The following is a 13,146-nucleotide window of genomic DNA, read 5'->3' on the forward strand; positions in this document are numbered from 1 at the left end:
TTATCTTTAGTATGGTTTTTGAAATATTTGTCCCTCCCTGCCGCCGTGTTTTTACGGTAATGAAGCAGAGGGGCACGTGGTTTTTTAGTGAAGTCATTAACAGTAGAGTAATAAAAATGATAACGTCCCTATCCTCAGAGTGCCGAGGGTAGGGACGTTATCATTTTTATAGAATCGCTCTTTAAGAAAGAATGTTCTTTTATTGTATGAGGGGAAGGGGCAATTTCAGGCAGATGTAGTGCCCTGCCCAATTTTTGTAGAAATTGTGGCAGGAGTTCTTTGTGCTTATAGGAAATATTACAAAGATAGAGTGAGGATAGTAGATTTTAATTATTGGATTGATTCGTCGGAGCCGGCTATGCGAATTTACTAAAAGATATGGCATGGACTACCTGAAGATAGAAAAACTTTCGAATAGAAACAAGCAAAAAAATATACATTGGAGATTTTTTAAATGATAAAGTTAATTGCATCTGACATGGACGGAACGCTCATATTTGATCAGAAAATTTCGAAGGAAAATATAGAAGCGATTCACGCAGCGCAAAAAAAAGGAATAAAGTTTGCTATTGCAACTGGTAGACCCTATGAGGACGTTAAGCCATTCTTAGATCAATACGGGTTAACATGTGAATGTGTGGTTTTGAATGGGGGAGAGTATCGGGATATTGCAGGTTCGATAGTGGAAGGAATTTATATTGAGAAGAGTTTGGTAACCGAAATTATAAGTATACTATCTGAGTACAAGTTAGCAATTGAGATATATACAAATGATGGATATTATACAACAAATACAGAGAAAGAAATATTAGATAGTATGGTTAAACGATCAAAGATTTTCCGACCGCACATTACAGATCCAAATGAAATTTACCAAAATGCGTTAAATCATCCGCATTTTGTTAAAATGAAATACATAACGAATATAGTTGAATTTTTGAAAAGCAATGTAGAAATAGGCAAATTTATATCTTTTGCCGATTCAGCTGATGAATTAAATGGACCACGAGAAAAATTAAATAAATTGAGAGGAATAGTGGTATCATCTAGTTTTACAACGAATATTGAAATTAATGATAGGTATGCAACCAAAGGACGGATATTAGCCAAAGCTGCAGCAAGAATGGGGATAAATAAAGACGAAGTAGCTATTTTAGGCGATGGGTTTAATGATTATTCTATGTTTGTAGAGTTTCCCAATTCATTTGCTATGGAAAATGCAATACCAGAAATTAAAGAGGTGGCGAAATATATGACGGCAAGTAATGTGGAACATGGTGTAGCAAAAGCGATTTATCGCATGTTAAAATGATCCTAATACTATTTTAATGGAGGGAATTAAAACATGAAAAAAGTGGTCGCTTTTCTGGGGAGCCCAAGAAAAAATGGCAACACGGCTACTCTCGTTAAAGAAGTTATTCACGGAGCTCAAGATGCTGGTGCCGAAATCACTACTTTTAACCTGTATGATATGAACATCAAACCTTGCCAAGGCTGCCTGGTTTGTCGTAAGACCGGACAATGCGTCATACAAGACGATTTCCAGAACATGTTTAAACATATTATCGATGCTGATGTTGTGGTTTTCGGCTCACCTGTATACGTTTGGCAGGTAACAGCTCAAATGAAGCTGTTATGGGATAGACTCTGTGGCTTGTTCGATGAAAATTACAAGCCCAGGTATGCCGCCAAAAAACTGATTATGGTATATTCTCAAGGGAACCCAAATGCCCAGGCTTTTCAGACATCTTTTCAAACCAATGAAGCTGTGCTTAAGATGTTAGGCTTACATGTAGTTGATACTATTTTAGTGACGGGCGGCTCAGATCCCAACACCGCAGCAAATAATAAAGAAATTTTATTAAAAGCTTATGAAGCAGGAAAAGGTGTTTAGCCAATAGGCAATTGTTAAATCAGAACATGTCAAGGGGACGGGGTTGTTGACACTATTGTTGTCGAAACCCCGTCCCCTTGACATCTTTAAAGCTTGACTTTAATTAGCTGGTCTTTGTCCCATCCAGGCCTTAGGGAAAGGCGAACCGGGGTCATGGAACTTTTCATAATAGATTTGCATAGTATATAACAGGAAACCCCAATACTCCAAAAAAAAATTAGAGGAGGGATGTATGAGTGAACAACTGTGACCATAAGCACATGCACGAGGAGCATATGATGCATGACAATTGTATGCCGATGCATGACGGGCATATGGAGCATATGATGCATATGATGCACGGTGGACACATGATGCCCGGCATGGACCACATGATGATGGCTATGATGAGTATGGCCTACTTCCGGATGCACTCCGACCCTATAACTGAATATGCTTGTATGCAAGTAAAAAAAGTCGGTGTCAAATGTGCTATCATGGAAGCAGCCCTGCTTGGGTTGCTGATTGGCATGGGATATAGCCATGAAAAGGCCCACATGGTACTTGACACCTGGAAAAAGTGCTAATTAAAACAGGAAACAGTCCGCCGCTCGTCAATGGTCAAGCACCATTTTAGTAGACACTGAAAAATACAGCTAAGTGATAAGCTGGCGTCTATACTCGACAGGCGTCAGTTTATTTAATTTTCGTTGGGCTCTATCTTTTTTTGTAAAAAGAATACACTCAGAAATACTCCTTAGTACTTCATCTAAATTTGATATATGATAAGGGTAGAGCGCTTCTACCTTAAGGTGTGAAAAGAACCCAATAGAGGTATTGTCTAAAAACGTGACAGGGTACTAACCATGACCGATATGGATTTAGCACTTTTCTAAGTCTTTGGTGCTTAGTATAAGTGAGTTTGAATATATAGCAGGATTTAGTATTTGTAAAAGAGAAGCTAATAAAAACAATTTAGAATTATCGTTTTTAATTAGGACAAGGAACCTGTCCCTTGTAAGATGTAGTATAGAAGGGTTATTTTGGAGATGGTGACGAAAGGAAACGTCTCCAGTGTCCTATTTTGTTGAAATAGAAACAAAAATTTAATATAATATTGCTAATGCACCAACGGGTGGGAGGACAGGCCATGAACAAAGAAGAACAGGTCATGATGCGTTTCAGGGACTTATACAACAAGATGGTTTGGCTTAATAAGCTTAAGATGGAAGACAGTTTAAAGGGGTATAAGCCTTCTGAAGTACATTGCATCGAATACATTGGAGGAAATGTAGATTCCAACGTGACAAAACTTGCGGAGCCCTTTTATATGACTAGGGGGGCCATAAGTAAAATGACCAAGAAGCTCATAAAAAAGGGTGTCATTGAAAGCTATCAGAAGCCAGATAATAAGAAAGAAATTTATTTCAGGCTTACTGAACAAGGGCAAGAAATTTACAAAGTCCATGAGGAGCTGCACAAAGAGTTTCAAGAGCGGGATAAAGCCGTATTTGAGCAGGTAACCGAGGAACAATTTGACAGTATGCTTAGCTTCGTGGAAAAGTATAATAGGCATTTGGATGCAGAAATAAAGAAACAGGGTATAGAGATTAAGTCGGAATAAACTAGACTTGATTCAGATGGAGTGTTAAACTCCATCTGAATCTTAGTCGACGTTATCCAGGGACTTAGCCGCTCTTTATTCACCGCCTATAGAGGCGGGAGTATTAGAGCGGGTTAGTCATCGGATAAACTTGAATAATGAAATGAAACCACAGGCAGCCCAACTCTATTGAGAACGGGCTGCATTTTTATTGCAATCATTTTGTTGACAAAGAAACAAAACGGTGATAAGATGATTTTTGTTGACAAAGAAACAAAAATATCATCTTTTGAGAGGAAAATTTAAATGTTCAAATTTAGATCACAAAATGTACAGAACACAGAACAAACCGTAGATAAAAAGGCTTTACTATTCGGTCTTATGTTTGTGTTTCTTTGCGGAATAGGCTTCGGTATCATAACACCTGTCGTCCCATTCTTAGTGCAGCCTTATACAAGCAATCCGGGAGATCAAGCGATAGCTGTTACGCTGCTGACCTCTGTTTATGCAGTCTGCGTGTTTTTCGCGGCCCCCGGACTTGGAGCTTTGAGCGACAGATATGGCCGTCGTCCAGTACTCTTAGTATGCCTTTTGGGTTCCGCAATCGGGTACTTAGTTTTTGGCATAGGAGGAGCTCTATGGGTACTATTTGCTGGGCGCATAATAGAAGGTATAGCAGGCGGGAGCATAAGCACAATCTTCGCATATTTTGCAGACATCACTCCTCCAGAACAGAGAACAAAATACTTTGGATGGGTGAGTGCGGCTTCAGGTGTAGGCTTCGTCATTGGCCCAACTCTAGGCGGATTACTTGCCAAGTTTGGTTATTCTGTACCCATGTATTTTGGAGCAATAATAACTTTATTGAATGTTGTTTATGGATTCTTTTTTATGCCTGAGAGCCTTGACAAGAATAATAGACTAAAAGAGATTGCCTTTGTAAGACTGAATCCATTTACACAGCTTGTAAACGTACTTTCCATGAAAAACTTAAAAAGGCTGTTTGTCTCAGCGTTTTTACTTTGGATACCCAACGGATCTTTACAGGCAGTTCTTTCACAATTTACAATAGATACTTTCAGTTGGGAGCCTGCACAAATCGGACTTGTGTTTTCAATTATGGGCTTCCAAGACATCATTTCACAAGGTCTTATAATGCCAAAGCTTTTGATAAAACTTAGTGATAAACAGATAGCAATTCTTGGAATGGTTTCCGAGATTATAGGCTACAGTCTTATTGCAGCATCGGCTTTGTTCTCATTCTATCCTCTTTTTATCGCTGGAATGTTTATATTTGGTTTTGGTGATTCGCTCATTGGGCCTTCATTCAATGGGATGGCCTCTAAGTCTGTCGATTCTAGTGAACAAGGAAGGATTCAAGGAGGTAGCCAATCTATTCAGGCTTTAGCAAGAATAATTGGGCCTATCATTGGAGGTCAAATCTATGTATCACTTGGTCATGCCGCACCCGCTTTTATGGGGATGATCCTTATAGCAGTGGCAATACCAGTTTTGTATAAGGGTACGCAAAAATCAATACACAATCTACAGAACAAACCGTAGATAAGGAGGAAAGAAGAAAAATGAAAATTATCGGAATTATTGCAAGTCCGCGGAAAGAAGGCAATACCGCCTGGATAGTAAACAAAATACTCGAAGGTGCGAAAGAACAGGGTGCCGAAACCCAATCTTGGTATTTCAGCGATCTTGATATCAAACCGTGCCAGAGTTGTTATGGCTGCAAAAAGGGCGATCGGGGTTGTATTATCAACGACGACATGCAGAAACTTTATGGCGCGATTGAGCATGCCGATGCCCTTGTTCTCGGCTCGCCGGTTTACATGGGGCAGATGAGTGCCCAGGCGAAGATATTCACCGACAGGTTGTTTGCGCGATTTTCTCCACGATTCTCTCCGTATTTCAAAGAAGAAAATGCCGCGAAAAAAAAGCTGATTCTTGTGTTTACTCAGGGTAATCCTGATTCCGGCATGTTCCAGTTGTATTTTGATTATACGAAAAACATGTTTCAGCTGCTGGAATTTGATGTTAAAGAGGTACAAGTCGTTGCCGGTATGCGAAATGAAGCGGCGCATGAAAGAAAAGATCTGCACACTGTCATGAAGGATATCGGTTCATCGTTGGTTTCGGAACGATTCCCGGAATAATGAGGATATTGCAATTGCGGATAAGCAGGGGTAGAGCGGGTGTATCGAGGGTTTAAGATTAATCGGGGGGAACGTATCATTGATAACGGTGCAAAATGTCCTCAATCCTTGTGTATGCAGGGATTGAGGACATTTCTAATTTTACTTTTTGCCAATAAAGATGTATTTATACGATTATCTATAGTTCTTTTTTACATTTTACAATTATAAATTTCACTGGAGGTTTATTTTTAAAGTTCTTATTTGACTCATCAATTTCTTCAAATTCTATCAATCCATATTTTCCAAATTCTCGTTTTACTGAATCAGAATCACAAAAGAACATTTTTACGCCTTCCATTATCTCAAATCGGTCTTTACTCAGTTGTTTTCCCTTTCCAAACATTGGAGCTTTTTTTGAAACAGTTGTAGGAGGGACAGGGGGACAGGGACACTGTCCCCGTTTTCCTCAGGGTCCATTGGAATCATTATTATGGTGATTTATTTAAATTGGAGGCTACCATTATATTATAAAATTGCTTAGGAGTAACACCATATTCATTTTTAAAAGATCTGAAAAAATTTGAATAATCACCAAATCCAGCTTGTTTGTAAACGCTATTTATTGGATAGTCTTTAAGAATTAGCTCTTTGGCGAGAATTAATTTTTTTTGCACAATATACCTGTGAATGGTAGTACCTGTATGCTTGGAAAATTCTCTGGACAGATGGAATTTACTAAGATAACTTTCTTTAGAAAGTTCATCAAGGGTAATGTCTTCATCGATATGATTATTAATATACTCAATTATTCCTTCAATTAGGTGGTTCTTCTGGACAGTAATATCTAAGTGAGATTTATCGTTAAAAGCAAGATTGTTTAAGTATATGGCAAGCTCTATAATATAAGCCTTATAGAGCAAGGTTTTGCCGGGAACTTTGTAGTTTTCTAGACTCAGCAGTTTATTGAGCTGTGTCTTTATGTTTTGTTGATTTTCAATATCAGCTCTTATTACATTTTTTTTTGCTAGGCTTTCAAAGCATAGGGTAAGATCAATTTCTGGTGTTGATAATCCCTGTAGAAAGGATTTATTTATCCAAAGCACGATACGCTCATAGGGAATCTTCATGCTATTAACAATTGCTTGGTGAAGTTCCCTTGTATTAATTAATACAATGTCCCCTAATTGTAGGTTATAGGATTTGCCTTCGATTAAGTATGTCACATCTCCAGACATATATAGATAACACTCATAAAAATCATGATGATGTAAATATAAAAAGGGAAGATCAGTATTTAAAAAATGAAAGACTTCATAATCATGGGGAAGCATATGTTTGCGTGTCAAAAATTCGTGTATGCCTTTTTTTTTCATTATTATCACCTTTTAAACAATTTGTATAAATTGCGGTAAAATTTTCTGAATTATTCCGCTATTAAAGAGTTTGAATGGTAAAAAATAACTGTAACTAGTAGTGCGTGTTAGCGAAGTTTATCTATATTATATTTTGTACAGCAATTTTTGCAAGTTTTTGAGCAATGAAAACAAACTTTTTATATCTTTGTTCAGTTATAATTTAGTCGTAGTATTTGAAATATAAAAAAAATTCGAATAAATTAAAGGAAATTCAATGAGGTGATAAAGGGCAATCGAACAATAAAAATAATCCAAGTAAGAGGGAGGAATGAAGTTTTTTCTTAACAGGGAGGGGGAATTGTTGTAGCAAGTTTATATTGATGCGACAGTAATTGAAAAAATAGAATAGTACGGTAACTTTGCTAAAAGTAGATAATAAACAGCCGGAATAAAATGTGTTAAAAGGAGGGGAAATATGAATTTATTACAGATTGATGTTAATGATGATTTTATTGAAATGCATACTGATGAAGCTTGGGTACGAATGATATTTCTTAGTGCAGACATCTTTCGGGTACGGGTTTCCTGGAATGAAAAGTTTCTGCCGGATCGTTCGTATATTCTGGTAAAAACAGCATGGGAAGACGAATTAGACGACTTTATGAGCAGTGAAAGGATAAAGGTAAAACCATATGTAGCCCGCCAGGAAGAAACAGCAGAAAATGTAATTTTTCATACTGACTCGTTAGAAGTCAGAATAAAGAAAGCGCCCTTTGCTATTTCTGTATATAACAAACAAGGCGTGTGTCTACATGCAGATGTTCCGGAGATTGCTTATGGCAAAGATCATTTGGGGCGTGTTTATCACTATAGTGTGAAACATCCTGATAATTGTTATTACGGTTATGGGGAAAAAACAGGATTTCTTAATAAAGATAAACGGCGTTTGCGTATGAGCAGCAAAGATACGATTGGCTATGATCCACGTCAAGCTGATCCGCTTTACAAGCATATTCCGTTTTATATGGTGCTAAATAAAGAGGGTAAAACCGCTCATGGCATTTTCTATCATAATGCGTACGACTCTACTTTTGATATTGGCGCAGAACGCAGCGGCTATTGGGCCCCTTATACTTATTTTGTTGCTGACGGGGGAGAAATGGACTGGTTTTTCTTTAACGGACCTACGGTTAAAGATGTTGTTGCTAATTATACAGATATTACTGGAAAAACAGTGCTTCCTCCGCGCTACAGCCTAGGGTATATGGGGTCAACTATGTATTATACCGAACTGCCGGAGAAATCTGATGAAGCAGTACTTGGTTTTATCGCGCAAGCTAAAGCAGAAGATATTCCCTGTGAAGGATTCTTCTTGTCTTCCGGCTATACCAGCGGTAAGGATGGCAAACGGTATGTATTTGAATGGAATCAAGATCGTTTTCCTGATCCGGCAGGGTTTGTTACAAAGCTGCAGCAAAATGGTGCTGAATTATGTCCGAATATAAAGCCGGGCATGCTGCTTACGCATCCACAGTATGCAAAATTTTCGGCTGGCGGAGCGTACATAAAAGATGCTAAAGGAGAGAAGGCGCGAATCGACCGTTTTTGGGGCGGTCCTGCGTCCTTTATCGATTTTACCAGTCCGTCTGGCCGGGAGTTTTGGAAAGAGGGCATGAAAGAAGCGTTGATTTCTAAAGGCGTTGTGGCTATCTGGAATGATAACTGCGAGTATGAAACGCAGGATATGCTGGCATCCTGTCATGGGGACGGCAAAGCTGAACCACTCGGAGGACTTCGCCCGATAATGTCAACACTAATGGCGCGTGTGGCTCACGAGGCTATGGCTGAAGCAAAACCTGGGGTGCGCCCTTATGTTTTAAACCGGGCTGGCTTTGCCGGGATTCAGCGTTATGCATCAACATGGTGCGGTGACAACTTTACAAGCTGGGAAAGTCTGAAATTCAATGTACCGACAATGTTAGGCATGGGGTTGTCCGGTGTAGCTAATCAGAGCAGTGACATTTGCGGGTTTGCCGGACCGCGTCCGGAACCTGAGCTTTTGGTGCGCTGGATTCAGCAAGGGATTTTTCAGCCGCGTTTTTGTATCCACTCCTGTAATGACGACAATACAGTGACTGAGCCCTGGATGTATCCTGACTATACTCCTTATGTCAGCGAAGCTCTTAAATTCCGTTACACCTTAGTTCCATACTTATATTCCTTAATGTATCAGGCTTCCATAGAAGGTGCGCCAATAATGCGTCCTATGTTGTTCGAATTTCAAAATGATTCTAAGGTTTATGAGGAAAGCTTTGATTATATGTTTGGACCGAGCATGTTGGTGGCCAATGTACTGGAAAAGGGGGCGACTACACGAGAGATTTATTTGCCGGAAGGTACAATCTGGCGCGAATGGGGTACTTGGCGGAAGATGGAAGGTGGACAGAAAATTACCGTGGAGACGCCGCTTGCTAGAATACCGCTATTTATTAGAGGTGGCAGCATTATTCCGATGACCGAAGGTATTACAAATTTAAGAACACAAGAAATCACCCGAATTAAGTATCTGATTGAGCCAACGGCTGCGGGCGAGTTTACGATGTATGAAGACGATGGTTATACTGATAAATATAAAGATAAAGAATATCTCACAACGCAGATTATTTGTACTGCTGAAAAGGAAGCCTGCAATATCGAATTTATCCGCAGTGGTGAGTACCAAAGTACTGTAAAGGAGGAGGAAATTCAAATAATTTGTCCCGAAAAGGCGCCGCTTGAAGTACGAATTAATGAACAATTATTACCAAGAATTATGAATGTTGCAGACGGAAAACAGGGCAAAGATAGTTGGTACTATGATGCGCAAGCAGGTATTGCCTCAATTTCTTTATTTCAGCAGCAAGAGAAGATAAGTGTAGAAGTGTTGTTTGCCAGCAAAGATTTGATTTCGATCTAATAATATTTAAACGAACTCAAAATAAATAGCAGGGGAGATACGAAAAATGGGCAAATTTAAACAATTGCGTTGGTCCATACTTGTCCTATTTATTGCCGGTGTAACGATAAATTATATTACAAGGAATTCGCTAGGAATATTGGCGCCTGAACTGCAACGTATCTTGCATATGTCTACGCAAGAATACTCTTGGGTTGTTGCTGCGTTCCAAGCAGCCTATGCAATTTTCCAGCCAATCTGTGGATGGGCTCTGGATTTTATTGGATTGAAGGTTGGTTTCTTTGTTTTTGCTACAGCTTGGGCGTTAGTCTGCATGTTTCATTCGCTGGCTAACAGCTGGCAAGTACTTGCTGGTTTAAGGTTTCTCATGGGAATAACTGAGTCTGTCGCAGTACCCGCTAACTTGAAGATTTTAACGGATTGGTTTCCAGCGAAAGAAAGAGGAGTTGCTGCCGGATGGGCAGGTGTTGGTTTTTCCTTGGGTGGCATGCTGGCACCGCCGTTAGTTGCTTTTATTAGCCTGCAATTTGGCTGGCAGATGGCGTTTTTGGTAACTGGTTTTATGGGGTTAATCTGGGCTGGTATTTGGAAAATTTATTATGATAATCCTAAAGATCACAAGTCGATTTCTGAAGAAGAAAAGGCTTACATTTTAGATGAAGAGACTGTAAGATCAAATGAGTCATTGAAAACTAATCTTTGGACTAGTATTAAAGACATTTGCAAAGTAAAAAAATTCTATGGCGTTGCTATACCTGCTTTTCTCGCTGAACCGGCATGGCAGACAATGAGCTTCTTTGTTCCTTTGTATTTGGCGACAGAAAGAGGGATGAATCTAAAAGAGATTGCCCTGTTTGCCTGGCTGCCATTTTTAGCAGCGGACATTGGAAGTGCTATTAGTGGCTATTTAGCAAAATTTTACCGGGGAAAATTAAAATTATCAAACAACAATGCCGCAATTTGGAGTTCAGTATCAGGAGCATGTCTTATGATTTCTCTGGCATTTGTTCCTTTTGTGCATAGCCCGTATGCAGCCATTGGACTAATATCGATTGGCGGCTTTGGGCATGCAGCGATTTCTGCGATGCTTGGTGTTTTGATTATGGAGAATTTTGAATCGAATCAGGTTGCTTCGGTCAACGGTATACGTGGTTTTTCAGCATGGACAAGCGGATTTTTATTCTCACTATTGATTGGCGCCATTGTACCGAAGTTTGGCTATAGTCCTATATTTATTAGCATGGGCTTTTTTGATATAATTGGTGCGGCCTTTATGTTGTGGTTTATTTATGAAAAAGGGGTAAAGACCTTAAAATCCAAGTGATTTTTGCTAAATGGGTGTCTTAGAAATGGGGCTTCATCCTGTCTAGACATCCTTTTTTCTATAGGTGTCATGGGGACGGAGTTGTCGGCACACAGCTGTAAGCAAGAATCGTGTGGACGGTCTTATCTGAGTCAGTCGGATTTGGTAGACTTAAGCAGAAACGTCAACGCGAGTCATTCCGGTTTTTTTGTAGGGCAATGAGGGCGACTCATTGCCCTGTTTCGCTGTTATACCCGATACGGGGAACCGTATCATTGATAACGGTGCAAAATGTCCTCAATCCTTGTGTATGCAGGGATTGAGGACTTTTCTAATTTTACTTTTTGCCAATAAAGATATATTTATAAGATTATCTTTATAGTTCCTTTTTACATTTTACAATTATAAATTTCACTGGAGGTTTATTTTTAAAGTTCTTATTTGACTCATCAATTTCTTCAAATTCTATCAATCCATATTTTCCAAATTCTCGTTTTACTGAATCAGAATCATAAAAGAACATTTTTACGCCTTCCATTATCTCAAATCGGTCTTTACTCAGTTGTTTGCCCTTTCCAAACATTGGAGCTTTTTTTGAAACAGTTGTAAAAATCATATATCCGTTTGGTTTTAACTGACTATAACAATCTTTAATAAATTTCTTCCTCTCACGATTATTTAATAAGTGAATAAGTGCATAGGAAAATATACCGTCATAAAGTTTGTTATCAAAAGGCATGTCAGTTACTGAACCATGATAGATACTAATATCAAGCCCGTTTTGTCTTGCCAAATCAATCGCTGTTTCTGAAATCTCAATGCCTGTTACATTAATTCCGTTGTCAATAAAAGCCTTTGCATTTCTGCCGTATCCAATACCTGGTATCAATATATCCTTAACTTTCTTTTCAAGGAAAAAGTCCTTTGTCAAGATTGTGGAGTCTGAAGGTTCAAATCCCCACATCGTTTGTTTTTCTATAAAACTTGATTCCCAGAATTCTGTCATATCTCTATCTCCTTTATGTTTTATTTTAATTAGAATATTGTCTTGCTTGCGGCTAGCGTAATTTACGTAATGCTTATACGTCTAAACTCCAATAAATAAAGTATTCCTATAAATACAGTCAACAGTACCGCGGGAACTGAGTATTGGACTAGTAATTTTCCAATCGGTTTCTTTTTAAGTTCTTCAATTTTGTTCATTTGTATCCCTTTATAAAATATATTATAGACATTTAATATCTATGATTAGAGTGCAAAATCCTATTGAATAATCAATCAAATACTGATTGATTATTCCGTACCGATTCTACAAGTTGATTTGCTCTGGGCTACTTCATAAAGCTTTTTATCCTGCAGATACGTCTCCATGATATTTTCTGCTTCTGCCATTGCTTTATGTATCAAACACTTGCTTTCTGTTTGGAAACTACAATCAAATAATGATCCGGTTCCTTCGGTTGCCTTAATAACATCCATAAAGGAAATGTCCTCAATCTTTTTGCGCAAGGCGTAGCCGCCTTTCACACCTGAAGTTGATTCAATTAAATCCGCCTTAACCAACTGCGTTAAAATTTTTGAAAGATAGGTAACGGAAACATTGAAGTGATCCGCCAGTGTCTGTACACTCAGTTTCTCGTTTTGAGCATGTTCAATCATGTATACAATCGTATGCAGAGCATAGTTTGTTGCTTTTGTATATTTCAAATGAAAACCTCCATAAAAGATATTGTAGACTTTCTTTATCTATGATTATATGAATAACAGATGATTTTGTCAATCCAATAAGTTGATTTATATTTTGAATACTTTAACGATCTCCATGATAAACTTAGCGGATTTTGTTACGCACAATCCAGTAATGCAAGGAATTTACGATGAAAAGACGATTTTATTGACACAAAATGGG

12 protein-coding genes are annotated in these 13,146 nt (G+C 38.5%); 8 read left to right on the forward strand and 4 right to left on the reverse strand.

Going from position 1 to position 13,146, the window contains the following annotated elements; translation table 11 throughout:
- Positions 1 to 454: 454 nt before the first annotated feature.
- From UFO1_RS03445 to UFO1_RS03455, 3 genes are all read left to right on the forward strand, one after another.
- Positions 455 to 1,312, forward strand: a complete 858-nt coding sequence (locus tag UFO1_RS03445; protein ID WP_038667968.1) for a Cof-type HAD-IIB family hydrolase — start codon at positions 455 to 457, stop codon at positions 1,310 to 1,312.
- 33 nt (positions 1,313 to 1,345) lie between these two features.
- Positions 1,346 to 1,894, forward strand: coding sequence for a flavodoxin family protein (locus UFO1_RS03450; RefSeq protein WP_038667971.1), 549 nt, complete (start codon positions 1,346 to 1,348; stop codon positions 1,892 to 1,894).
- Positions 1,895 to 2,130: 236 nt separating this feature from the next.
- Complete coding sequence (locus UFO1_RS03455; protein ID WP_038667973.1) at positions 2,131 to 2,460, forward strand: hypothetical protein; 330 nt, start codon at positions 2,131 to 2,133, stop codon at positions 2,458 to 2,460.
- A 69-nt stretch (positions 2,461 to 2,529) separates the two neighbouring features.
- On the opposite strand, the gene UFO1_RS26170 is transcribed toward UFO1_RS03455, so the two are convergent.
- Positions 2,530 to 2,703, reverse strand: a complete 174-nt coding sequence (locus tag UFO1_RS26170) for an IS3 family transposase (protein WP_144390921.1) — start codon at positions 2,701 to 2,703, stop codon at positions 2,530 to 2,532.
- Between the two features lie 320 nt (positions 2,704 to 3,023).
- On the opposite strand from UFO1_RS26170, the gene UFO1_RS03460 reads away from it, so the two are divergent.
- From UFO1_RS03460 to UFO1_RS03470, 3 genes are all read left to right on the forward strand, one after another.
- Positions 3,024 to 3,497: a MarR family transcriptional regulator gene (locus UFO1_RS03460; protein ID WP_038667976.1), complete on the forward strand. Its 474-nt coding sequence runs from the start codon at positions 3,024 to 3,026 to the stop codon at positions 3,495 to 3,497.
- A 285-nt stretch (positions 3,498 to 3,782) separates the two neighbouring features.
- Positions 3,783 to 5,039: a tetracycline resistance MFS efflux pump gene (locus UFO1_RS03465; RefSeq protein WP_038667977.1), complete on the forward strand. Its 1,257-nt coding sequence runs from the start codon at positions 3,783 to 3,785 to the stop codon at positions 5,037 to 5,039.
- Between the two features lie 20 nt (positions 5,040 to 5,059).
- A complete protein-coding gene (locus UFO1_RS03470) occupies positions 5,060 to 5,641 on the forward strand; it encodes a flavodoxin family protein (protein ID WP_038667979.1) in 582 nt (193 codons plus the stop codon).
- A gap of 470 nt (positions 5,642 to 6,111) precedes the next feature.
- On the opposite strand, the gene UFO1_RS03480 is transcribed toward UFO1_RS03470, so the two are convergent.
- Positions 6,112 to 6,996: an AraC family transcriptional regulator gene (locus UFO1_RS03480; protein WP_038667981.1), complete on the reverse strand. Its 885-nt coding sequence runs from the start codon at positions 6,994 to 6,996 to the stop codon at positions 6,112 to 6,114.
- A gap of 457 nt (positions 6,997 to 7,453) precedes the next feature.
- Here UFO1_RS03480 and UFO1_RS03485 point away from each other — a divergent pair, with 457 nt between their 5' ends.
- Positions 7,454 to 9,934: a TIM-barrel domain-containing protein gene (locus UFO1_RS03485; protein WP_038667983.1), complete on the forward strand. Its 2,481-nt coding sequence runs from the start codon at positions 7,454 to 7,456 to the stop codon at positions 9,932 to 9,934.
- Positions 9,935 to 9,980: 46 nt separating this feature from the next.
- Positions 9,981 to 11,258: an MFS transporter gene (locus tag UFO1_RS03490; RefSeq protein WP_051788804.1), complete on the forward strand. Its 1,278-nt coding sequence runs from the start codon at positions 9,981 to 9,983 to the stop codon at positions 11,256 to 11,258.
- Between the two features lie 355 nt (positions 11,259 to 11,613).
- Here UFO1_RS03490 and UFO1_RS03495 read toward each other — a convergent pair whose 3' ends face one another.
- Together UFO1_RS03495 and UFO1_RS03500 are read right to left on the reverse strand one after the other, a co-directional pair.
- Positions 11,614 to 12,243 carry a bifunctional 2-polyprenyl-6-hydroxyphenol methylase/3-demethylubiquinol 3-O-methyltransferase UbiG gene (locus UFO1_RS03495; RefSeq protein WP_038667987.1) on the reverse strand — a complete coding sequence of 210 codons (630 nt, stop codon included), beginning with the start codon at positions 12,241 to 12,243 and terminating at the stop codon, positions 11,614 to 11,616.
- A 287-nt stretch (positions 12,244 to 12,530) separates the two neighbouring features.
- Complete coding sequence (locus UFO1_RS03500; protein ID WP_038667989.1) at positions 12,531 to 12,944, reverse strand: Rrf2 family transcriptional regulator; 414 nt, start codon at positions 12,942 to 12,944, stop codon at positions 12,531 to 12,533.
- Between the last annotated feature and the right edge of the window lie 202 nt (positions 12,945 to 13,146).

Source organism: Pelosinus sp. UFO1, from assembly GCF_000725345.1.
Lineage (GTDB): Bacteria > Bacillota > Negativicutes > DSM-13327 > DSM-13327 > Pelosinus.